The organism is Entomomonas sp. E7T21, from assembly GCF_058693955.1.
The window spans coordinates 2,277,661-2,302,016 of record NZ_CP191672.1; the positions used below are offsets into that span (position 1 = coordinate 2,277,661).

Annotated in this window: 16 protein-coding genes; 1 reads left to right on the top strand and 15 read right to left on the bottom strand. The window is 36.2% G+C overall.

The window, feature by feature from the left end; genetic code table 11:
* Position 1: 1 nt before the first annotated feature.
* From ACQVD9_RS10840 to ACQVD9_RS10855, 4 genes are read right to left on the bottom strand one after another with little or no spacing between them, the layout of a single operon-like run.
* Positions 2–1,336, bottom strand: a complete 1,335-nt coding sequence (locus ACQVD9_RS10840; protein ID WP_264745969.1) for a hypothetical protein — start codon at positions 1,334–1,336, stop codon at positions 2–4.
* Complete coding sequence (locus ACQVD9_RS10845; RefSeq protein ID WP_413774153.1) at positions 1,333–7,614, bottom strand: protein kinase domain-containing protein; 6,282 nt, start codon at positions 7,612–7,614, stop codon at positions 1,333–1,335. The genes ACQVD9_RS10840 and ACQVD9_RS10845 overlap by 4 nt, the downstream gene beginning before the upstream one ends.
* Positions 7,615–7,625: 11 nt before the next feature.
* Complete coding sequence (locus ACQVD9_RS10850; RefSeq protein WP_264745970.1) at positions 7,626–8,270, bottom strand: 4Fe-4S cluster-binding domain-containing protein; 645 nt, start codon at positions 8,268–8,270, stop codon at positions 7,626–7,628.
* Positions 8,271–8,275: 5 nt separating this feature from the next.
* Complete coding sequence (locus ACQVD9_RS10855; RefSeq protein ID WP_264745971.1) at positions 8,276–10,099, bottom strand: AAA family ATPase; 1,824 nt, start codon at positions 10,097–10,099, stop codon at positions 8,276–8,278.
* 254 nt (positions 10,100–10,353) lie between these two features.
* Here ACQVD9_RS10855 and dmeF point away from each other — a divergent pair, with 254 nt between their 5' ends.
* Complete coding sequence (gene dmeF / locus ACQVD9_RS10860) at positions 10,354–11,283, top strand: CDF family Co(II)/Ni(II) efflux transporter DmeF (RefSeq protein WP_264745972.1); 930 nt, start codon at positions 10,354–10,356, stop codon at positions 11,281–11,283.
* A gap of 176 nt (positions 11,284–11,459) precedes the next feature.
* Here the strand turns inward: dmeF and hutI are convergent, their stop codons facing one another.
* The 11 genes from hutI to ACQVD9_RS10915 form a co-directional block, all read right to left on the bottom strand.
* Positions 11,460–12,665: an imidazolonepropionase gene (gene hutI, locus ACQVD9_RS10865; protein ID WP_264747892.1), complete on the bottom strand. Its 1,206-nt coding sequence runs from the start codon at positions 12,663–12,665 to the stop codon at positions 11,460–11,462.
* A gap of 44 nt (positions 12,666–12,709) precedes the next feature.
* Complete coding sequence (gene hutG, locus ACQVD9_RS10870) at positions 12,710–13,654, bottom strand: formimidoylglutamase (protein WP_264745973.1); 945 nt, start codon at positions 13,652–13,654, stop codon at positions 12,710–12,712.
* Positions 13,638–15,119 (bottom strand): purine-cytosine permease family protein, encoded by a 1,482-nt coding sequence (locus ACQVD9_RS10875; protein WP_264745974.1) that lies wholly within the window; start codon positions 15,117–15,119, stop codon positions 13,638–13,640. The genes hutG and ACQVD9_RS10875 overlap by 17 nt, the downstream gene beginning before the upstream one ends.
* An 89-nt stretch (positions 15,120–15,208) precedes the next feature.
* Positions 15,209–16,351, bottom strand: a complete 1,143-nt coding sequence (locus ACQVD9_RS10880; RefSeq protein WP_264745975.1) for an acyl-CoA dehydrogenase family protein — start codon at positions 16,349–16,351, stop codon at positions 15,209–15,211.
* A gap of 11 nt (positions 16,352–16,362) precedes the next feature.
* Positions 16,363–17,514, bottom strand: coding sequence for a CaiB/BaiF CoA transferase family protein (locus tag ACQVD9_RS10885; protein ID WP_264745976.1), 1,152 nt, complete (start codon positions 17,512–17,514; stop codon positions 16,363–16,365).
* 18 nt (positions 17,515–17,532) lie between these two features.
* A complete protein-coding gene (gene hutU, locus ACQVD9_RS10890) occupies positions 17,533–19,203 on the bottom strand; it encodes a urocanate hydratase (RefSeq protein WP_264745977.1) in 1,671 nt (556 codons plus the stop codon).
* A 284-nt stretch (positions 19,204–19,487) separates the two neighbouring features.
* The gene (locus ACQVD9_RS10895) at positions 19,488–20,075 is read right to left on the bottom strand and encodes a HutD/Ves family protein (RefSeq protein ID WP_264745978.1); all 588 of its coding nucleotides are present in this window, start codon (positions 20,073–20,075) and stop codon (positions 19,488–19,490) included.
* Entirely contained in the window at positions 20,072–20,740 is a 669-nt protein-coding gene (gene hutC, locus ACQVD9_RS10900; protein WP_413774195.1) for a histidine utilization transcriptional repressor HutC, read from the bottom strand. Before hutC ends, ACQVD9_RS10895 begins: the two co-directional genes overlap by 4 nt.
* A gap of 213 nt (positions 20,741–20,953) precedes the next feature.
* The gene (locus ACQVD9_RS10905) at positions 20,954–21,901 is read right to left on the bottom strand and encodes a Csu type fimbrial protein (protein ID WP_264745980.1); all 948 of its coding nucleotides are present in this window, start codon (positions 21,899–21,901) and stop codon (positions 20,954–20,956) included.
* Between the two features lie 11 nt (positions 21,902–21,912).
* On the bottom strand, positions 21,913–22,767 hold the full coding sequence (locus tag ACQVD9_RS10910) for a fimbria/pilus outer membrane usher protein (protein ID WP_264745981.1): 855 nt from the start codon (positions 22,765–22,767) through the stop codon (positions 21,913–21,915).
* Complete coding sequence (locus tag ACQVD9_RS10915) at positions 22,727–24,307, bottom strand: fimbria/pilus outer membrane usher protein (RefSeq protein ID WP_264745982.1); 1,581 nt, start codon at positions 24,305–24,307, stop codon at positions 22,727–22,729. The genes ACQVD9_RS10910 and ACQVD9_RS10915 overlap by 41 nt, the downstream gene beginning before the upstream one ends.
* Positions 24,308–24,356: the final 49 nt, after the last annotated feature.

Here is a 24,356-nt window from a genome sequence, read left to right on the forward strand (position 1 = left end):
CCTATAAATACTTTGTCTGTGTATATCCTTGTTGAGGACTTTCATTTACTTCAACTATTTGTTTCAAAGCAACCTGCCCAATAGGTAATGACTTTTCCAATAATAGCTCACTGCCCTGTTTAGCTAACCAAGTCTGTAGTTTACCAAAGTCACCACACCATAAAGTTTCAATATCTGTGTCTCGTTGTCTATTTTCAGTTGCAGTAAACCTAACTGCACGTATTTGAAGTCTGGGATTTTCTGCTTTACCCGCTAACTCTATACCATATCCTGGAGTGGCAGGATTACGAATGACTAATTTTCCCTCTTTCGCCCATTGCGTTTGCATTCCTTCTCTTACTTCATACCCTAGACTTGCCAATCCTTGTAAGATTGTTTGTTGTCGGTAAGTAGCTATTGTTGCTTGTCTAATCTCTGTTAATTGAAGTTCACAATTGTTAATTAATTCTTTAAGTTCTTGTATAGTTGCTTTATCTAAAGCTTGCATATCAATATTTAATGGATTAGCTGTTGTTTGTCGTAGCTCTGCTAATATCAACTCCAGTTGATTTAATAAAGCATTACGCTCTTTCGTTTCTTTTACTGTTTTACTTAAATCTAATATTAAACTATCTAATAATAGATTTTGACGGCTTTGTTGAGTTTCTTTTTCTATATTGATTAATCGATTACTAAAAACCTCATATATTGCTATATTTTCAAGCGCTAACTCGCTTAAATAGTTGTCTACCTGAACTATACGAGGATCACGTTGTAATACTTGACCTTGTTGTTTAAACCAATCATGAAAAGTTTGCTTAGTATTATCAATTTCCATTCGATCAAGTAATGCTTGTTGACGATCAGTTAGTTGATTATCTTGTTTAGGTGTCAATAATAGAAAGGCTTGGTTTAATACTTCATTTACATTCCCTTGATAATCATTTTTTATAATTTGTTGTATTTTTTCATCTAAATCATTTGGAATAGAAAGGTTCTTATCTAAGATAGATTTTAAAATAGTTTTTACATTTTCCTTTAGTTGCCTATTTTCTATACGTTGTTGTATTTTTTGTTCAATCTTATCTTTTTTACGTTGTTCAATATCTTCTGCTAAATGATCTATTTCAATAGGTACTAATTTTTGTAAATCAAGAAATCTTTCTTCAGCTAGCATTTGATTAAAATTTTCACGACATTTTACAATACCTTTATAAAAATCTTCATCTTGTTCATTTATTTTATCCATACTATTTTGCCATTGCTGAATAGCTTGGTCTAAACGTGCTAAATGCCCCTGACAAATATCAATCACCTCTTCCACTGTAACGATACGAACAACTTTAGGACCACTCATACAGCAGTCTCCTTTACTTGTAATATTTCTTCAATAGCTTGTTTAAGAAGCTGCTTCACCTGTTCGTTATATTCATACCATCCATGTGATGAAATACGATAGATATTTGGAATAGCTCGTTTTAATACACTAGTACGCCAAATATCTCTGGAGCGTGCACTACTTAATAAAGGATTAATAGGCGCATCACATTCTATCCCTATACAATATAGGTTTGTTTTAGGGTCTTCTATAGCAAAATCTAAAGCAAAAACATCAGCGCCAGAGTTACGTGTATAGTTAACACCTAAAGATTTAATATAATCTTCCACATCATCTAAGAAAGCATCTTTCTGTTTATTAACTAATGTCTCTACACGAGAATGACTAACTGTAACAACCCTATTAAGAATACCTTTAGCACTATCAAACTCGCCTTCAGATAAAGCCCTCGCATACTCTAAATAACATTGTAAATAATCTCTTGGTGTACTAGGTAAATGTTGTGCAGCTAACATATCAGAAACTGCATCAATAGGCATAGAGGAAACTAAAATCACTTTTTTACGCGCACGGGTAATGGCAACATTAAGACGTCTTTCTCCTCCCTGCTGCCCCAACACACCGAAGTTACGTCTAAAAACACCCTCCTTATTACGCCCAAAAGTAGTGGAAAATAAAATAATATCTCGCTCATCACCTTGTACATTTTCCACATTTTTAATAAAGACTGACATATCCTCACCAGACTCTACCCGTTGACTTTCCTCTTTATAAGCAGCAGCAAAGTTTTTATCTCTATTAGCTCTTTTATAAAATAAACTTTCAATCAAATCAGCCTGTTTCTTATTAAAAGTTACTACGCCTAACGATGGCCTTTGCTCTTTAGGTTGTAACCAAATTCTTGCCACTTTACTCACTATTTTTTTAGCTTCAAGTAAGTTAGTTTGATCCTCATAAGTACCATTAACCCTTAAATACTCAATAGGTTGAGCTTGTTTAACTGTTTCTAATGGATGACGTACTGGTATATTTAATTGATTACTATAAAAAGCTGCATTAGAGTAATCTATTAATTCCCGATAAGCAGAGCGATAGTGAATTTGTAGTCCTGTTGTTGGTAATACTGAACGTGCTAATTGTAATAAATCTGGACAGTCCATAATTTCTTTACTATTCCATTTTCCCTGTAGTGCTTCTTGTTGCTCTTCTTCACTTAAGTCTTCAAAGGAAAGTTTTAAATCTATATCTTCTTCATCTACTTCCACTTGTGTAGCAAAGAAAGAACTGGGTGGCATTTGTTTTTCATCACCACTTATCACGACTATTTTGCCACGGTAAAGAGTAGGAATAGCATACTCTATCGGCATTTGCGAGGCTTCATCATAAATAACCATATCAAAAAGTCCAGCTTTAAGAGGCAGTAATCTACTGGCCACATCAGGGTTCATTAACCATATAGGACGCAACTTCATTAAGCCTAATTTTTCACCTTGCTCAATAAACTCTCTCAGACGCCTTGCTCTTTGTCCTGTTAACCTTGTAATATCTTCCCATTCTCTAGCAGAAGCTAACTCTTTAACAGGTATATTTTGCTCTAACAGTATTCTGTTTAAATCACGCATTTCTGTATCCGCCTCTGCTAAAGAAGCTATGCGTTGCTGTGTTTCCTCATAATTAACTAATAATGCAGGATAGTTTTGTTCTAAACGTTCCTTCCATGTATTTCTAGCTTCATAATTAATCAGCTGTCTAAACTTTTTATCTAAATCAGTTATTGCAAACTGCTCAAGCTCTTGTTGATATATCCGTAGCTTTGTAAATAGTTTTATAGCAATAGGTGTTAACTGCTCTACCCGTTTTCTAAAATACTGATAAGCAGTAGTAGTTGGTAAGGAACGTTTTATATCTATAATATCTAAAGGTGTTGCTGTATTTTGCTCAATAGCTACTTTACAAGCATCATATAAAGGACCCATCAAATAGTTAGCCAATAAAGCTAATTTCTCTAAAGAAGCTTTACGAGCAAAATGCCTATTAAATGCTGATGTATAATCTGCAAGTAACTGTTCAAATGCCATTCTGTTTTTAATAATAGCTGCCTCTACATCCTCTGAACGAGGAGCTGCTGATATTTTCTCTGACCACTCCTTTATTTCTAGCAATAAACCTAGTGTATCCTGTATAACCTGTTTCATTTTAGAACCAATGGTATTTTCAGGAACAGGTAACTGTAATTTGGCACAAACTGTTTGTAATTCTTTGCGAATGGGTCGATATTCATGTTCTAATACTAATGCGTTGTAGAGCATAGGAATCCGTTCTTTAGCAGGAATATCTCCTTGCAGTGCTAAAAAATCTAATAAGCTACGCTTTGCTTTATAACGCTTAATACTCAGAAAGCTATACCAAGGAGCTGGTGTAACAATAACTCTAGCCTTTTGTAAAAGCTCATCTAAAAGATCTTGCTCAAGTAAACAAAGTTTAGCTGATAAATCACACCAACCACTTTCTTTAGCAATAGCTAACTGTTCTTGTAAGCTTTTTAATTGATTAACCAGCAAATCACCCTCTACTAAGGTAGCTTCTTTATTTGAATCTACCTTAAAGAAAGGTAACCATTTAATTAAACGTGCCCTTAAATTTTCAGAGATGCTTAAGAAAGCATTACTTTCAGTATCAATCCAATGTTGATAAGGCGTTGGGTTAGATAACTCAAAACGCGCCCTATTAACACTTAATGTATCTATTCTTGATTGTTCTACTGCTAAAAACTGCTCAAAAAAGTTTTTAAAATCTTCTACGGTTGCTAAATCATGAGAAAATGCCTGCAAGTTTGCCAATGGACTGTTTTCATAGTTTGCAGGTAACCAATAACGAATTAAAGGGGCACACTCATCTTCCAGCTCAGCTAACCGCTGAATGTTTAAAGGACTAACAATTGGCCTTAATTGAGGTGCGGCAAACAAACTATATTCTTTATTTAAACCTATAAGTTCAGCAATTAATTTTCGGTAAGTTAAGCCTGTTTGCTGATCTTGATAATGCAAAGCTTCATGGTAACTATCTAATTGCTTTTCTAACTTAGTAATTTTTTCTGCAACTTGCTCACGTTTTACTTGCCAATCTGTTTTTTGTGGTGCTCTAAATAACTTCTCTAACTGATCTCTAACACTTCCGATGACAGCATTTCTATCACCATTGACATCATTAACCATTACACTGCGAGCGCCTAATCCCTCGGCAACTAATCTTTTGTGAACAACCTCTAAAGCAGCTTTTTTCTGACAAACAATTAATACTGTTTTATTACGACCAATAGCATCACCTACCATATTTACAATCGTTTGACTCTTCCCTGTACCTGGCGGCCCTTCTATTAATAAACCAGGTTCTTGCCGTGATTGCAATACCGCATTCTCCTGTGATGGATCGCTGTCAACAGTGAAATAACGATCTAACTCTGCTGGCTTCTCAGGAATTTCTGCTACTGCTTGATAAGGTTTTAAACGTAATGCAGTTTCTAAAGCCGTACCTACAGGAGACATTTTCTTCAATCGATTAAGCTCTTCCCCTATCGACTGTCCCATAAAGTTTACATCAAATAATACAGCCGAACAGGCAAAATGCACCTCTCCTCGACTCACCTCAAGATTAGTAGGCAATGCCTGTGCTTGTTGCGATAATACATTACCTAATAAACTTAACGCATCCATTACTTCAACAGATGTTAATGCAGAACGAGCTAATAAATCATCCAGTACTTTTTTCCAAGTTTGGCAAAGCTCTTTACCTAATATCCCTTCCAATGCTGGATTAATACGGATTTCTTCCCGATCACTATCAAAAGCCAAAGTAATACGATTTCTCAATCCCATATCGTAATTTAATTTTATTGGCCATAATAATAACGGAGCAATTCTTGGTAACCTATAACTATGTGGCTCTTGATAAAGTAAAAAAGGAAACCCCATATAGAGACCATCAATTCCTGTATCTCTTTTATACAAATTGGATTGACGATAAAGATTGTTTAATTGATATTCAAGGTAATTACTATTTTGAAAAGCTGTAACATCAATACTAATTTGTCGATTATTACGTTCTAAAATATGGTCTAACAGGTGGTTTGCTGATCTACGCTCTGTTCCTAATAATGTAATATCTACACGCCCTGTATACATTCCCATATACATCCGAACTAATGGACCTTGCAATACGGCTGTAGTAACTTTTTTATGAAAAAAATCTATAATCTGTGAAACATATTGTTGTTTATGCGGTTTAGACCATTGCTCGGCTGGTACACTTAATAATAACAATAGTCGAGCTAATGGCATTCTTTTCTCTAAACGATATTGTTCAGCCCATTTATCTACTTGCTCATGCCCTGTATTGGCAAACCCTTCGACTCGTTCAGTTAATGTTTGATATAAAGCTAAACGTGGTTGGTTAATCAATAGCCTTAATTCACTTTCTACAGCTGTTAAAATATCAAACTTTTCACCTAATTTAACTGTTTCTTCAATAACCGTATCTACAGATTTAAACTGGCCAATCTCAGCACTCAATAAAACGATTAAGTCTTCCTCGCTAATAATACGTCGCTCCATAAGCGACAATAAACCTACATTACTAGCATCAGGTAAAATTGCCCAACGTTCCTCCCATAAAGCCGTTAACTGTGCCCTTGAAGTAGAGAGTAAATGAATTTTTAAAACTTCTTCATCTAACTTAATATGTAAATTTTTTGCTCTTTTTCGAACAGTATTAGCACGCTCATGTAAGCGCCACAACCAACCCTCCAAGTCTTTCAATAAGTTGGATATAAAGTTAGCAATTAATTGATAACCTTCTAAAGGATGCTGTAATAGCCAACTAGGAGTAACAATATCCCCCTTCAGAATTAATGGCATATCAGGGTTTAATACCTTTAATACTAGCATCAACTGTATATCTGGGGATAAATCTTGTTGACGAAAAACTTCTCTTATCTTTGCTAATTCCTGTTGATCAAATTCAGCTTGCTCTAGCCATGTTACAACCCTACCACGCAACATATGGGTTTGCGCTTCTTGCCAATTAATAGGATCTGCTGCACTTAATGCAAATAATTTAGGACTACGGTAAGCTTTACCCGCTAAGGTAATAGTAGCCCCCAATTCAGTATCTTGAGTTGGTTTTATTATTTCTGGTGCGGTAACTGCTTCACCATTAATCCATGCTTTTACTTGTGACCATTGCCAACGCTGATGATGGTCCTTTGCTAGTAACCCCCTCAATAAAAGCTGTAATCTAAGATCAAGCCCTTTAGGAATATCAATACCATTGGTTAATACTTGTATTAAAAACGCTTGAGTATTAACACCTTCAAAACACTTACCTTGGGTAAGCTGCTCTAACAGAATAACCCCTAGACTCCACCAATCAGATGCAGCACTTACACCACCAGCTACAACTTCAGGAGCAGTGTATAAAGTTGTTGTTAAGGGTGAAATAACTTCTAAGTCAAATTCAGATAAACGTGCTGAACCAAATCCTGTAATTACTAAATCCAAAGGTTCTCGACTACGCACTAATAACGTTTCTGGCCTTAAATCACAATGGCGTAACCCAACTTCTGCAAAAGCTTGTAATGCTCCCCCTAACTCTGTCATCACATGGCGGATAGTAGCTAAATCATTAATAACAATGCCTAAATCAGATAACGTACCACCCGTTAACTCTTCTGCAACCACATAGGCTTGTGAGTTCCAACGTCCTTTTGCAATAATTTCTGGTACGTGCTCACGAGGTAAACCTTTTAAAACATCATAAACAGCAATATCTGGCTCTGCGCCAGCACTATACAAAGTTAATACTGCTCTACGATTATCTTCTTCTCTTTCAGCTAAATAACGTACTCGTGTACCATCTGTACTACTAATAGTATTTAGTAGACGCCAGCCAGCCACAACTGTTTCTATTGTTTCATCAGTAGTAGCTGTTGTTATAGATTGCTCAATTACTTCTTCTGTAACAGCTGCAGTTACAGGTGTTTGTTCTGCTAAATCTGCACCACAGACTATACAAATTAAATCACCCTCTTCCATTGGGTGTCCATTAGTACAATGAGGTATTAAATTCTCAATTATCGCCTCTTCAGCCGTAACAACTAATTGTGGTCGCCAGCCAGTTTCGCGAATAGGCTCGTTTGATAAATCCCAGCCACAAGGAGTACCGTCAATTGCTCCTTCACAAAAAATCTCATAGAGTGAACGTTCTGAGTGACAGTTAGGGCAAAAACGCATCATTGCCATAAATAATTTCCTTAATGCTTGGATTTATCCGCAGTCACTGTTATTTGGTGACCTTGTTGCTCTAAAAAAGATTGTAATCGTAAAAAATCATCACGCTTGGGTATACCTGCAAACCATACTGTGCCATCTTCATCAAACATAACATCTAATACTTGATCTTGCTTACTTATCTCTTGCTGATAATCTTTAAATCGTTCCTTACCTAGCGTGGTAAAAAAATGTAATCGTTGATTATCGCTACCCCGTAATCGCAATGTTTGCGACGTTTGATATTGGAAAGGATCTGAGATTAACACATCTACATAAGGTTTCACTTGCTGTATGTGATGCTCAATCGCTTCAATGGAGTAACCTGTATACAACAAAATATCTACCGATGTTTTTTGTTTAAGTTGTTTTAATAAAGCTAATAATGCTTCTGGCTGTTCAAATGGCTCACCACCAGAAATTGTAATACCTTCTGCTTGTATTAACCAAGGTGTTATTTGCTCTACAAACTGATTTACTGCTATAAAATCTTTAGCTTTTGCCCATGTATCAGCAGAAATACAACCTTGACACCTTAAACTACAACCTTGCAACCAGATTCCTAATCTATTACCTGGCCCTAAAGTAGAAACAGGAAAATGTACACGAGACAACCCCAACTTAACCACACTAACTACTCCAATGTTAAAGAGCCAGCTTGTAATCTAGTAATAGTCACTTTTTGATCTACTTGTGGATTTAACTCAAATAACTTACGTGCTAAAGGATTCAATAAATGTGCTTCTATTTGATTACGAATACCTCGTCCACCGTTTGAAAGGTCAGCTAAAGCTATTTTTCTTAAGTTTTCTAGGGCTCCTATAGTAAATGCTAAAGCTAATCCATTAGTTTTTAAATCTTCTATAATATTATCTATCATTTGTTGGAAGATTTGCTCTGCAACATCTTTACGAATGAAATCAAAAACAATAATATTTTCTCCCATTCGATTTAATATTTCTGGACGATTTAGCACAAATTTAAAATAGCGCTCAATTTCATTTTGTACTCTTATTTGTACTGTTTCAAAAGGATCATCTGCTGACACATTAGATATCCTTTCACCAGTTTCTGTTACCTTATAGATACCAAGATTAGAGGTAAATACAATTAAAGCTTCTGAGAAATAAACTCGCTCACCTCTTCCTGAAGTTAACACACCATCATCTAAAATCTGCAAAAACTTATCTAAAATTCTTGGATGAGCCTTTTCAATCTCATCAAATAACACCACACTAAACGGCTTTTCACGAATAGCATTCGTTAGCTCTCCACCCATATCATAGCCAACATAGCCTGGAGGTGCTCCTATTAAACGCTGATCAGAGAACTCTGAACTAAACTCTGACATATCAAAACGTATATAAGCACTTTCATCATTAAATAATAAACTGGTAATTGTTTTAGCTAATTCTGTTTTACCCACCCCTGTTGGCCCCGCTAAAAAAACTACTCCGCGCGGTCTATTACCTTTACGGCTAGTACCAACACCAGTAATTGCTCGCTTAATGATATCTAGCATATGAGTCACTGCATGATTTTGCCCTTTGACTCGCCTATACACAAACTCATCAGCTTGCTTTATTTTTTCTCGATCAATTTTTTGCCAAGGATCCTCTGTTACACCTACCTTATAATGGCGTACAGCATCACCTATATTATCAATATTGATTTGTTCCACACGCGCCAAAGTAGCAATAGCATTCATATCCAATAACAGCATTCCCTCTGTACTATTTACAAAAGTTGTTTCTGCTTTAAGCAATGCCTCATCTGTAGCCTGTTGTGAACCTGGAATTCCTTTAATCAACGGCAATGCTAAAGCGCGCCGTGCTATATTATCTGGTTTAGATACAGGAATATGACGTAATTTTGGATTATTAACTAATAACCAATCAGGTAAATCCCCCTCTTTTTCTACTAACCATAATATCGTATTAAAAAAAGGAGCACGATTAGCACCAGCAGGACGCATTCTCGCTTGATGCGATAACACTAACGCACGAGTAAATAATTGATGCTCTACAGCGCTTAAGTTATCTGCCCGAATGCTTAACTGAGAAGCAAAATCTATTACCAATGCTATAGGATCACCCATTAGTCCTACTAATCGTTCTATAACATTACTTAATAAATCCAAACCACCTGCTGCACAGCCATTCTCAGGAGTTAACCCTAACTGCTGTAGCAATTGATCAGTATTTTGGGCAGGTAAATCAGGGGTTTGCAAACATTGAAAACCTATTAAAGGATCCCACATAACCACTTGACTATACCCTGCTTCCCTTAAAGTGCGATATAAGGTCAATTCAAAAGATTGTGGTGTAACAACACTTGGTGTAATTTCACATGCCTGTAAATCTCGGATATTACCAGATAAGACAAATTGGCTTTTCAATGGTAAAAATCTTACTAAATCACGCATCCAACGAGGTTTTTCAAAATAACCAAGTGACATATAAAAAATCCTTTAAAAAAGTAATCAGAAAATTCTACTGTAATTTAGAATAAATGTCTTTTTCTTATGATTAACCTATAAAGTATTTTCAATACAAGATAATAGCTTTTAAAAAGCCTATTTTAGATAAGACCGCAAAATAGTTACTACTTATTCAGTATCCATTTGACGTTGTGTTATAGATAATTCTCATTTATAACAGCCCCTATACTGGGGTATAGTATATTAAGCAACAGAAAAAAAGGTAATATTTAATGTCAGCAAATAAAGACCTTACTAATTGGCAACACTCTCATCTATTTAATGAAGGTAATCCTCTTGCTGAGAAAAAAACTAAGCTAGCGGTATTGTTAACATTTATCACTATGATAGCTGAAATCATTGGTGGTTATGCATTTAATTCAATGGCTCTACTAGCGGATGGCTGGCATATGAGCTCCCATACTCTAGCATTAGGGCTTTCCGTATTAGCTTATGTATTTGCTAGAAAATATGCACATGATAATAGATTTGCTTTTGGTACATGGAAGATTGAAGTTTTGGGTGGCTTTACCAGTGCTATATTGCTGGCCCTTATTGCTGTACTGATGTTTTCTCACTCAATTGAAAGATTAGTTAATCCTGCCGAAATTCATTATGACCAAGCAATTATTATTGCCTTTATCGGCTTGCTAGTTAATCTTGCTTGTGCTTGGTTATTAAAAGATGATCACCACCATCATCATGGTTCACACGATCATGCTCATGGGCATCATCATGATATGAACTTACGGGCTGCTTATATTCATGTGATTACTGATGCTGCCACATCTGTTTTAGCTATTATTGCACTAATCTCTGGTAAGTTTTGGGGTGCAGCTTGGCTTGATCCTGTTATGGGTATTGTAGGCGCTATTTTAGTATCAGTATGGGCTTATGGTTTAATCCGTGATTCTGGAAAAATACTGTTAGATGCCGAAATGGATACTCCTGTTGTTCAAGAAATAAAAGAAGTGATTGAGCAAAGCCCCATTAAGGCAAAAATAAGTGATTTACATGTATGGCGTGTTGGTAAAGAAAAGTATGCTTGTATTGTAGGACTAGTAACTTCAGAAAATATTTCGCCTGATTATTTTCGTAATCTATTAAGTATCCATGAGGAGTTAGTTCATATCACCATTGAGATTAATAAATATGAAACTTAATAAAGGCATTAGTACCAATAATCAATTATACAATTATTACCCTCAACAAAAGTATTTAACTCTTCTACTATACAAATATTAGATTGAATTTTAAGGCTAACTTAGATGTTAACCAACACACTAAATCTAACCCAAAACCCTCTTCTCTACTCACTGGCAATACAATATTTTTACTCTTAAAAAGACTTAACAAACTGTCCTTTTTGAATAATATGTGTAGCTAATTGCCCACCTAACCAATAGGCTAGTTCAGCTGGTTGGTTAATATCCCACGCAATAAAATCTGCTACTTTGCCTTGCTCTAAGCTGCCATGTGTTGTTTCTAAACCTAATGCTTGTGCTGCGTTAATGGTAACACCTGCTAAGGCCTCTTCTGGAGTCATTTTAAACAGAGTACAGCCCATATTTAACAATAGCCTAGGTGATAACATAGGTGATGTGCCTGGATTTAAATCGGTTGATAAAGCTATTTTTACCCCATGCTTACGTAATGCATCCATAGGTGGTAATTGGATCTCTCTTAACATATAAAAAGCTCCTGGCAATAATACGGCAACTGTTCCTGCTTTTGCCATAGCAATTGCATCGGACTCTGTCATATATTCTAAGTGATCAGCGGAAAGGGCATGGTACTTAGCAGCCAAGCTAGAGCCATGTAGCGATGATAATTGCTCTGCATGCAGCTTAACAGGTAGACCTAGTGCTTGTGCTTTTTGGAATACTTTTTCTACTTGAGCTGGTGAAAAAGCTAAATGTTCACAAAAAGCGTCTACCGCATCTACTAGCCCCTCTTTGGCTAAAGTTGGTAACATCACATCACAAATATGTGTTATATAGTCATCAGCTTTTCCTTTATATTCAGGTGGAATATCGTGTGCAGCTAAACAAGTAGCCTTTACTGTAGCAGGCAATATTTCTCCAAGCTTACGGATAACTTTTAATACTTTACGTTCACTTTCTAACGTTAAACCATAACCTGATTTAATCTCTAAGGTGGTTACTCCTTCACTTAATAAATGTTTAACTCGCTTTAAAGCAGAAGCTAATAACTCTTGTTCTGAAGCTTCACGAGTAGCTTTGACAGTACTTGCTATACCACCACCTTGCGCAGCTATTTCAGCATAACTCACACCTTGTAATCGTTTTTCAAACTCACCACTACGATCACCACCAAATACTAAGTGGGTATGGCAATCAATAAATCCTGGTGTTACCCATGCATTATTAAGATTAACTTCTTTAGCTTCTACTTGAGGTTTATCTGCCCTTTTACCAATCCAGCTAATTAAACCATTTTCAGTAATCATGGCAGCATCTTCAATAATATTGTAGTTACCATTTTGCATAGTGATTGCATGAAAATGTTGCCATAGGGTTTTCATCATAAACTCCAACTCTTTACTTTATCTAAACTAAATTATAGTCACTACCAATTTAATAATATTTGCCATACAAAACGTGCGGCAACTTTAGCGCATAGTCCTTGATTATCTAATGCAGGGTTAAACTCTACAAAATCTGCTGCCTGTAATTTACCGCTATTTTTAATAAAATCGGCAACTGCTATTAAAAAATCTAAACCTACACCATAAGCTGCAGGTGCAGATACAGCATACATATATGACAGTGGCAGTACATCTAAATCAACAGTTAAATAGACAATATCAACACTTTCTATAAACTGTTTTACCCTTGCCAATATATTTGCTAGATTTTGGTTATTGCATTCAGTATCCCAAATAATCTGTACGCCTAACTCATCAGCTGTGTTTAATAATGAACCTGTATTAGCAGCCAAACTAGCCCCTATACAAAGGTAATTAAAAGGCCTATTAGCTTCTTGACAATAATCAGCCAACTGCTTAAAAGGTGTGCCAGAAGAACCTTCTTTTGATAAGCGAATATCTAAGTGTGCATCAAAGTTAATAATGCCTATTTTTTTATTGGGAAATACCTTATAAATACCCATACCATGAGCAAAAGCTGTTTCATGGCCACCGCCAAGCACTACAGTTTTAAGTTGCTGTTGTTGGCATTGTGTTACACACTCGGCTAAAGCTTGTTGACTAGCAATTAAAGTATCTTGATACAGCACATTACCTAAATCCACTAATTTATTATGACTATTATGCGCTGCTAAATTTGCCATTGCTTTTCGAATAACATTAGGAGCCTCTTGTGCACCTACTCTTCCTTTATTAAGTCGAACACCTTCATCACACATAAAACCTAATAGTGCTGTATGATTAGCATATTGTACGGGGGCAAACTCATTAGCCACTATAATTGTCTGAAATAACCGAAGCGCTAATGCTCCTTCACTGCTATCATCTCTTCCTGTCCAAATACTTTTATCAGTTGACTGCCACATTACTTATGTCCTTTAGAAAATTATCATCTTGTTCACTGTCATCAGTTTCATGATCAGGGATAATTAATTGATGAGGTATTTCATAACTAAACTTACGCGCTAAAATAAAATATACAATGGCAGGAATAATCCAACCAATAATCCATGAAATATCCACTTGTAAATAATGTACTAAAGGGCCTGTGAAGAACTTAGTATCAACAAATGGCATTTGAATTAATACTCCAAAGATATAAACACCTATGCCCACCCAATTCCATTTACCATAGCGACCATTAGGATCTGATAGCGCAGGAATATCATAGCGTTGCTTAGTCACTAGATAATAATCAACAATAATAATTGCGCTCCAAGGTGTAAAGAAAGTGAGTAAGAATAATAAAAAAGCAGAGAAATTATTTAAGAAATCACCTCTCCCTAATAAAGCAATAACTACAGACAAACCAACCATAATAAAAATATAAATAAAACGTAATCTACTTGAAATAACACTATGACCACGAAAACCACTGATAATAGTCGCCATTGACATAAAGCTACCATAAGCATTCAGGGTAGTAATTACCACCTTACCAAAGGCAATAATAAAATACAGTAATGCAGCTATTAACCCAACCCCACTTAGACCTACAATATATTCAACTTCATGATGTCTAAAAGCACCACCACTTTGGGCTGCTTGAGCTGCTGCTAACACTCCAAAAATCATAGAAATTTGAGTACCAATAATGCTACCAGAACCTACTGCTAGAAAAGTTTTAAAGCTAGAGGTGTTTTTAGGCAGATAACGTGAATAATCTGCTACATAAGGGCCAAAGGCTATTTGCCATGAGGCAGATAATGAAACCGCCAACATAAAACTAGCCCAAGAGAAATGTTTAATACTTAATAACGCTATCACATCATGTTTGGTCATTAATTGATAGAACATATAACAAAAAGCTAAAACACCTACCACACTGGCCAAACGCCCCATTCCATGAATAATTTTATAACCACAAATAGTAAAAATAACCAATAGTATCCCAAAGATTAGGATACCTAAATTATCAGATACATGGACTAACTTACCTATCGCCTGCCCCGCTAGCACTGAACCACTAGCAGAAAAACCAATGTACATAATGCACACTAACACAATAGGTATAACTGCACCATAAACACCAAACTGCACGCGACTTGAGATCATTTGTGGCAACCCTAATTTAGGACCTTGCACACCGTGCAGAGCCATAATAGCACCACCTACTACTTGACCAATAAACAAGCCTATCAGTGACCAAAATACATCACCACCTAACACAACAGCTAATGCACCTGTAACAATAGCCGTAATTTGTAGATTAGCACCAAACCATAATGTAAATTGACTCCATACACTGCCATGTCGCTCTGCTTCGGGAATATAATCAATAGAACGGGTTTCAACTAATTTACTTGTTTTATTTTCAGTATTTAATGTCATATCATACTCCCCACACCACAGCTAATTTATTATTGTTAACCAGTGATAAAAAAAGCAAGATAGACTATTTATACCTTGCTTATCTATTGTCATTTATATTGATTAATTACAGCCCTTGAGATTATTATTTTTTGAACCTCTGAAGTACCTTCAAAAATCCGTAAGATACGTGCATCCCTCACATATCGCTCCAATGGTAAATCTCGAATATAACCATAACCACCATGCAACTGTAACGCTGCATCTGTTACAAAACCCGCCACTTCAGCTGCAAATAATTTTGCAGTAGCTGACTCTAAGCTAAACCTATCACTACTATCACGTGATATTGCAGCTTTTGCTGTCATTAATCTAGCAGCCTCTAATTGACTATACATATCAGCTACTTTCCATTGAGTACCTTGATAAGCAGCTAAAGGTTTCGGACCAATTTGTCGCTCATTAATCCATTTCATAGTATCTTCAAAAGCTGCACTAGCAATACCTAATGACATAGCTGCCACTTCCACTCGACCACGATCAAGTACATGCATAGCGGTATGAAAACCTTTACCTTCCTCACCTAACATAGCTGACTCTGGTAACCAACAATCCAATGCCAACTCATAAATAGTACTACCTCTTAATCCCATGGTTTTCTCAGGACTAGAAAATGTAACACCCTCTGTACCTTTAGGAATAATAAAAGCACTAATTCCCTTAGCTCCTGCCTCCGGATCAGTTTTCGCGTAAAGTACAATAAAATCAGCTTCAGCTGCATTAGTAATATAATGTTTACTACCGCGAATACGCCAACCACCATTTTCTTTAATTGCCTTGGTACGCATATCAACAGGATTAGAACCTGCGGCTGGCTCAGTTAAACCAAAAGCACCTAAAATCTCACCAGTAGCTGCTCGTGGTAATAAGTCTTGCTTTTGTGCTTCAGTACCGCCAACCAGAATAGAATCAGTCGCCAAAAAATGAGCTGTTAGCGAAGAAGCTGTAGAAGCACAAGCCTTAGCTACTGCTTCTACAATATAGCTCATTGCTAAACTACCAATACCTAATCCTCCATATTCTTCAGGTAAATTAATACCCATACAACCTAATTCACCTAAAGTCTTTAGGTTATCACCACAAAATCCTTCACTCTCATCTAGTTGTTGAGCATTAGCTTTTAATATATCTTCTGTTACTTGTTGAACGGACTCAACAATGGCTTGTTCTGTAGCATCTAATTTAAACACCATTTTGTTTCCCCTTATTTTTTTGATAATCCAAAAAGATTATTAGCTTCGCCCAACACAGGCGCATGAGTGGTACTGTGAGGTTTTACACCATTGATATAAACAGGCTGTGGCACAATAGGAAAAGCTTGTCCTGCAACAGGTACAAATAGTTTTCTTAACTTAGCTTGTTCACAATCGGTGGCTTGTTTTAAATCCCATACAGGTGAAGCAGGAATACCTGCTTCTAGTAAAGTATCGCAGACTTCCTGTACAGTAAGCTTTCCAGTCCAATCCTCTATTTCAGCTTTAACCACATGCTGATGTTCGGTACGCACAGTATCATTAGCAAATCGTGGATCAGTAGCTAACGTCTTATTACCAATACACTCACAAAATTTAAAAAATAGCTTATCACTCGCAATGGCAATAACTACCAAACCATCTTTCGCTTTATAAGTATCAAAAGGCGTAGAAATCGGGTGCCTATTACCTACTAAACCAGGAGCTTTACCTCTTGCTAATAAACCAGCTAAACCTGTCATTTGCATGCTAACAAGTACATCAAACATGGCTACATCAATATATTGTGCCCCTGTACCATGACGCTCTCTGGCAAATAAAGCTGTGCTGATAGCCCATGCAGCATAAACACCTGCACATAAATCACCTAATGATTCACCACTTCGGGTTGGCCCTGCTTCGGGGAAGCCAGTTACACTCATAAGTCCTGACATAGCTTGTGCAACAATGTCATAAGCAGGATGTTTAGAAAGCGGCCCTTCTTGCCCAAAGCCAGAAATACTGGCATAAACTAATTTTGGGTTATGTTGTTTTAATACTTCAAAGTCAATGCCTAACCGCTTAGTTACCCCAGGTCGGAAGTTTTCTACGACTACATCAGACTCTGCAACTAACTGATAAAAACGTTTTAAATCATCCGCATCTTTAAAATCTATTTCGATACTACGCTTACCTCGGTTAATCAATGCATAGTAAATACTGTAACCTGTCTCATCAAAAGCCCCTAAATGGCGACTATCATCACCATGCTCAGGTACTTCTAACTTAATTACCTCTGCCCCCATATCTGCCAGCATACCTGTACAGTGTGGGCCAGCAAGTACTCGACTTAAATCGAGTACTCTAATGCCAGTAAGAGGTTTGAATTTATTATCATCAGACATATCCACCCCTTAGCATGGTTATTTAACCATCGGTAAATTAAGGCCTTTCTCTTTAGCACATTCAATGGCGATATCATAACCAGCATCAGCGTGGCGCATTACACCTGTAGCAGGATCATTATGCAGCACTCGCGCAATACGTTCAGCCGCTTCATCAGTACCATCACAAACGATTACCATGCCAGAGTGTTGCGAGAAGCCCATACCTACCCCGCCACCGTGATGTAAAGACACCCAAGTAGCACCACTAGCAGTATTTAATAGAGCATTTAATAATGGCCAATCAGAAACAGTGTCGCTACCATCTTGCATAGACTCAGTTTCACGATTAGGGCTTGCTACCGAACCAGAGTCCAAATGATCACGACCAATAACGATAGGAGCTTTTAGCTCTCCACTACGTACCATTTCATTAAAGGCTAAACCTAACTTCGCACGCTCACCTAGACCTACCCAACAAATCCGTGCAGGTAAGCCTTGGAAACTAATACGCTCTTTCGCCATATCTAACCAAGTATGTAAATGCTTATCATCAGGAATAAGTTCTTTTACTTTAGCATCTGTTGCATAAATATCGCTTGCCTCACCTGATAAAGCAGCCCAACGGAAAGGACCAATACCGCGACAGAATAATGGACGAATATAGGCAGGTACGAAACCAGGGAAATCAAAGGCATTTTTCACACCTTCTTCAAAGGCCATTTGACGAATATTATTGCCATAGTCAAAAGTAGGCACCCCCATTTTTTGTAAATCAAGCATTGCTTGTACATGATCCGCCATCGATGCTTTAGCTTCTTTTACCACTAAATCTGGTTCTGTTTGGGCACGTTGACGATATTCTTCCCACGTCCAACCTTTAGGTAAGTAACCATTTAATGGGTCATGGGCACTGGTTTGATCGGTTAATAAGTCAGGTTTTACACCACGACGTACCAACTCAGGTAACACTTCTGCTGCATTAGCGCATAACGCAATAGAAATAGCCTTACCCTCAGCGGTATATTTCCGAATACGTTCAATGGCATCATCTAAATCTTTAGCTTGCTCATCCACATAACGTGTTCTTAAACGGAAATCAATGCGGCTTTGTTGGCATTCAATATTTAATGAGCAAGCACCTGCTAAGGTAGCTGCTAATGGTTGTGCACCACCCATACCACCTAAACCAGCAGTTACTACCCAACGTCCTTTTAAGCTGCCGTTATAATGTTGGCGAGCTGCTTCCACAAAGGTTTCATAAGTACCTTGTACAATCCCTTGGCTACCAATATAAATCCAGCTACCTGCGGTCATTTGACCATACATCATAAGACCTTTAGCATCTAGCTCATTAAAATGCTTCCAGTTCGCCCAATGTGGCACAATATTAGAGTTAGCAATAAGTACGCGTGGCGCATTACTATGCGTTTTGAATACCCCAACAGGTTTACCTGATTGAACTAATAATGTTTCATCTTCATTTAATTTTTTTAATGTTTCGACTATTTTATCGTAACACTCCCAATTACGCGCAGCACGACCTATGCCACCATACACAACCAATTCCTTAGGATTCTCAGCGACATCCGGATCAAGATTATTCATCAACATACGAAGTGGCGCTTCAGTTAACCAACTTTTAGCATTTAGCTTTGTACCTCTTGGCGCTCTTATAGTTACATCACGAAAACGGTCTTGCTTAGCCATTACTTTCTCCTAGACAGATATTTACTTGTACTAACTTGTATATACAATTATATGCAAATTAAAGGCCAAACCAATAAAAAAATATTAATGAATTGGCTAACCTATTAATTAATAAAAAATTAAATAAAGAGAAAAATTACTAATTTTATTACAAGAATATTTTTAGAAAATCTATGCACTAAACAAGTGCATTAATACACCATAAATGGAGATTTTATTATTTCACTGTTACTGAAGCGTTACTTTTCGTAAACAATTAAGTATTTTGTTTTAATAAATATATCTTAATTTTTAGAGGTAAGAGATATAAAACAGCATTTAAAAGAATTAGTTATTGTAGTTATATACACTTCTTTTAAATCATCCTGATTTGTTACCCATAAAGTATCATAATGTTCTAATACAATCTCTTGATTAGAGATATTAACTGTTACCTTATCACCTGCATTAAATAACACTATATCTTCAGCATTGGTAAAAATTCTGGTTGGTTGCTCATTAACAATCCATTGTAAATTAGCAGCTATTGAAAGTGGGTTGTAAATAAGATTGAAATCTCTTAATGGACCCTTCAATAATTTACAAGAAACTTCAGACTCACCTTTAAATGCGAAAGGATCAAAAGTAGATAATGGACGTGAAAGTTTTCCGTCCACCTCTAACACCATTCCTTTTCCTTCTAAAACACTAATAATTCGCTGATATCCTATAAATGAAGAAAATGTACCGTCTTCTTTTATATCAGCAATCGAAACACGCCATAAAAAATTATCTATATTATAATCAGTAACCTTGATTACTTCCTCTGTTATACCAGCTCCATTTTTCCAAGGCATTTTTATGTAGTCTTGAGCTTTTAATAACTTTATCATAGGCCAAACCTACCCTCTAAACGATAACGACTACCAGGATAAAGTAAACGGGTACTAGAAATAACTAAAGCACCAGACCAAGTACGACGTTGGATAGATAAACAAGGGTCGCCATGTTTAATATGTAATAAATCACTTTCCTGCTTTGTTACCAAAACAGCTTCAACCACATGTTCACCCTCTGTAACGGGAGCAAGTTCAGTTAAATATTGGTTAGGCGTTAGCTGAGTAAAATCTTGCTTTAAATAATCTGGTGCAACTTTAGAGCTAATATAACGCTCCTCAATTTGAATAGGAATATACTCTTCAAAATGTACTAACACCGAATGAAAAATACGATCTCCTACTTTTAACTCCAAATCAGTTGCTTGTTTTTGATTAGCTTTGATTTGTTCCATAACAACTACTTGCGTAGAATGGTGATGCCCTCTTTCTGCTATTTCCTCAGCTATATTGCGTATTTCAAATAAAGCGGCATGTCCTTTAGGTTCTGCCACAAAAGTCCCCACGCCTTGCATACGAATTAACAAACCTTCAGTAGTTAACTCCCGTAATGCACGATTAATGGTCATCCTACTAAACCCTAACTGCTCTACTAATTCAGCTTCGGAAGGAATGCGATAGTGAGGAGGCCATGCCCCTGAATGAATTTGCTGTACAATCATTTGTTTAACACGCTGATAAAGAGGGGCAGGAAAACTCCCAATATTACTAGCAAATAAATCTTTTGGCTGCGCCACAATAAAGAGCCTCTTAAAAAACAATCATTAAAGAGGATTTTACTAAACCATTAGAAAATAGTATATGTATATACAATTATCTTTAATAAAATTTAATCCTTTCTACCTCATCACAATATTTGAATTTTTATAAACTTTTTAATATTCTACAATCACTGTAATTTGATCTGTATAAGTTGCGGCAGGTAATTCTGTTTGTGATGGATTGATAATTGCTTTATAGGGTATCGTTTGAGATAAACCTGTTCCAGATGCTGATAGTTTATTGGTTGTATCCCATACAGTTACACCATCTGTTTGATAAATATTATATTGTAAATAATGTCCCAGCCCGTCAGTCATACGTCGCCAGCTATTAGCTAATCTATTATTACCATCACTAAAAGAAACTTTATAACCTTCTGTTTTAGTACAGGTCAAATTAATATTTTGGGTAATTGGGTTAAATTGGCCTACTAATGCATAACTACCAAAGTTAAGATCTGGAGCATTATTAATAGCACATTGTTTATCAATCACTGCAGTAACTGTTATTGTTCGATCAACATTATCCTTTTGTACTCCTACACAAATATCTAATATTCCTAATAATGAACAAATATTATAGTTCCAATTAAACGTTAAGCTATCTGAATATGTTCCTGCACGAACATTAGCTCCTGGAGAGGTTTTTACATAAAACTTAATATTAAAACTTTTTCCACCTAAAATAAGTGTTAATAAACCTATACTATTATAATTAATTGCTTGATTAACAAGAAATTGGTGCTGATAAGTGCTATCTGCATAAATACCATAAGGGATAACATCACCTGAACCATCATTATTTTTTAACGTTAAATTATTAACACTATTTTTTAATGTCACAATAATTTGATCGCCTGAAAGGATACCTAAACCAAGTAAACCAGAGCAACTTAAGCCAACATTGTTGGAAGCGGCAATAGAATTGTTATAAACAGTAAAGGAGCTATTCTGTCCTAAATTAATACTTTCATTACTACCTACGCTACAAGCCGCCTCAACAACAGTGTTTGTTAAACATAAAAAAATAAATATATATAGGTTTATAGATTTAACTATCATTTAATTAGTTCCTATTGACACTTTTGTTGACCTAAATAAATAATGCCTTTTTGCTTAGGTATATGTAAGATAACATTACAAACTTTTCCTGTATCTGCACGCGTTACGGTAAGTTGGTTATTAGCATTTATATCTTGTAGCCACACTAACCCATCCCAACCCACCCAACTGGTTTTATTGTCTTGTGTCTTAACAGTACTACCTTTAGGAAGAGGCTTATCATTATTATCTAATAAGGTAAGATTAACGGATTGAATATTTTTAATTTTAAAATCTACTAATAAACCACTTTTTTCACGCACTGATAACTCATAAGTTGTAGAAGGAATATCCACATCAGCGGGCAAGTTTAGTGAATCAATACTAAGTTTAGTTGGATACCAAGAGGTTACAGTAGGTACTAGCATATAACCTTTTGCATTAGTTTTACCAATAGGCTGATTTTCATAAAATACTGGTACATCTTCAAAACTATTTGTAGAGACAAGTGCAAAAGCATCATTAATAGTATTGGTTGTATACATATCTCCATTCATCATAACAACAGCTCCTGTCATTTCTGCCCAACGAGTATAATCATGTTTGTTACCATACATTCCACCCTTTGTTTCAAAATAATCTGAACGCCATGTTATATCTGCTTGGCGATATTTATCAGATTCTCTACCGCCATTAGCAAAAGCTAAATTCCAACCTATGCCCCCATCAGTAGGTGCACTTCTACTCCAATTTGTTCTTGTTACCCAATGATTACTAGTATCTCTACTGGATGAAATGCTTGTTGTTCCCCAGTCATCTAAAGGAAGTGAAAGCATAATCTGAGCACTAACACCTTGACCACCCAATTTCTTTGTTAATAGATGCATATAAACTAACATTACGCCATACTGCCGCACTCCATGAAATATTAATTATTCTAGTTTCATCTCCCCTAGCACTGCGTGTTGCAAAATAGCCACTACCTATAGCTCCGAATCTTCCTATTCCTATACTGGTAGTCACTTGATCTTGACGTCTACTTAAAAGATAGTCTGAACGATAATTAGATAAATCAGCATATCCCTCTGAACGCACAATGCGTTGCGCATTCACACTAAAAACTTGATTGTTATAACTATATCCCGCTACAGCCTGAGTACCTTTATTCTTTTGTGGAACATTGTCAGTGTAAATATCCTTGTAATCAATCATTCCCGTTATAGGATTATAATAAGATTGAATACTTCTTTTCTCTTTGCTCCATGCTTTATCATTAGCCTGACTGCCACTCGTTGAAAGATTGAGTACACCTAAATTGCTTAACCGAATACCTGCACCAATACCCGAAGATAAAAGATATTGAGCGCCCTCTACTCTACCTTCCACTGTCAACCAATCAGTTACACCATATCTCGCTATACCATTCATCGCAGCATTACTATAATCACTGGACTTAAGTCCATAATTACGACGTAGAATACCAGACGAAAAACTATAATCTGTTAAACCTTTACCTAGTAAATTACTGGCCACATAAAAAGGAACTGTAGCACTAACCTTTCTTCCCAATGCATCTGTTGTCACTACAGTAGCATTACCAGCACCATTAATATAAGGTTGTGTTTCTAATGTAAATGGCCCTGGATTCAGTAACTGTGTATCCATTTTATAATTATTAATATAAAGATCTACTGTACTAGGAATAGCAGCATTACCCATAAACTGTGGTAATGGATAAGTAATTAAATCAGGACGTGTAGCAAAGTTACGTGCAATTTGAAAACCACCTAATCGTACAGAACTAGACCATGGTAATGAGTCTGTAATAACATCTCCAAAAGAATAACTAATCATGCTATTTTCATTACTGTACTTCCACTGTGTATCATAACGTACATAACGATCACTTTGATTGTTACTCTGCTTACCACCAAATGATTTGCGATAAATTCCTGTATTTGAAACTACACCAAAACCATCAAAAACACGTTGCTCTGTCCATAATGATAGATTATCAGAAGCATTCTTTTGCTCTGGAGAAGTAGCATATATATCATAGTTCATTAAAGCGCCTAGACTACTTTTTGCTTCAACTTGTTTATACATCGTTTTATTAACAGTAATATGTTGTGATGGAAGCCATGAAGTTGGTAAATCAATCATTAACTGCTGTAGTTCAGCGTTATAACCCACATTAACACCAACTATTTGATCAATAGCTATAGACTGTTGGTTTTTAGGCTTTAACATTGATAAACCTATTTGGTCTAATTGTTCTGCAGTTAACCAATAATGCTTATTACGATAATCTACCGCTATAATATGTCCAGAAGGCTTACCATTAATAACAATTTCTAACCATAGTACTGTATCTGGGAGATCAAACTGAGGTAGTTGTTCATCACTGGCCAATACCATACTGTACATATTAATCACTAAAAAAATGCTAATAATGCAGGTAATGTTTGTGTATAAA

Excerpts from the sequence above, each read along its gene's own strand:
- ACQVD9_RS10845 (WP_413774153.1), bottom strand. The coding sequence starts at position 7,614 with ATGGCAATGATGCGTTTTTGCCCTAACTGTCACTCAGAACGTTCACTC.
- ACQVD9_RS10875 (WP_264745974.1), bottom strand. The coding sequence starts at position 15,119 with ATGACATTAAATACTGAAAATAAAACAAGTAAATTAGTTGAAACCCGT.
- hutC (WP_413774195.1), bottom strand. The coding sequence starts at position 20,740 with ATGATTGTACAGCAAATTCATTCAGGGGCATGGCCTCCTCACTATCGC.
- hutI (WP_264747892.1), bottom strand. The coding sequence starts at position 12,665 with ATGAAAACCCTATGGCAACATTTTCATGCAATCACTATGCAAAATGGT.
- hutU (WP_264745977.1), bottom strand. The coding sequence starts at position 19,203 with ATGGCTAAGCAAGACCGTTTTCGTGATGTAACTATAAGAGCGCCAAGA.
- ACQVD9_RS10895 (WP_264745978.1), bottom strand. The coding sequence starts at position 20,075 with ATGATAAAGTTATTAAAAGCTCAAGACTACATAAAAATGCCTTGGAAA.
- dmeF (WP_264745972.1), top strand. The coding sequence starts at position 10,354 with ATGTCAGCAAATAAAGACCTTACTAATTGGCAACACTCTCATCTATTT.
- ACQVD9_RS10885 (WP_264745976.1), bottom strand. The coding sequence starts at position 17,514 with ATGTCTGATGATAATAAATTCAAACCTCTTACTGGCATTAGAGTACTC.
- ACQVD9_RS10880 (WP_264745975.1), bottom strand. The coding sequence starts at position 16,351 with ATGGTGTTTAAATTAGATGCTACAGAACAAGCCATTGTTGAGTCCGTT.
- ACQVD9_RS10840 (WP_264745969.1), bottom strand. The coding sequence starts at position 1,336 with ATGAGTGGTCCTAAAGTTGTTCGTATCGTTACAGTGGAAGAGGTGATT.
- hutG (WP_264745973.1), bottom strand. The coding sequence starts at position 13,654 with ATGTGGCAGTCAACTGATAAAAGTATTTGGACAGGAAGAGATGATAGC.
- ACQVD9_RS10855 (WP_264745971.1), bottom strand. The coding sequence starts at position 10,099 with ATGTCACTTGGTTATTTTGAAAAACCTCGTTGGATGCGTGATTTAGTA.
- ACQVD9_RS10905 (WP_264745980.1), bottom strand. The coding sequence starts at position 21,901 with ATGATAGTTAAATCTATAAACCTATATATATTTATTTTTTTATGTTTA.
- ACQVD9_RS10915 (WP_264745982.1), bottom strand. The coding sequence starts at position 24,307 with ATGTACAGTATGGTATTGGCCAGTGATGAACAACTACCTCAGTTTGAT.
- ACQVD9_RS10910 (WP_264745981.1), bottom strand. The coding sequence starts at position 22,767 with ATGCATCTATTAACAAAGAAATTGGGTGGTCAAGGTGTTAGTGCTCAG.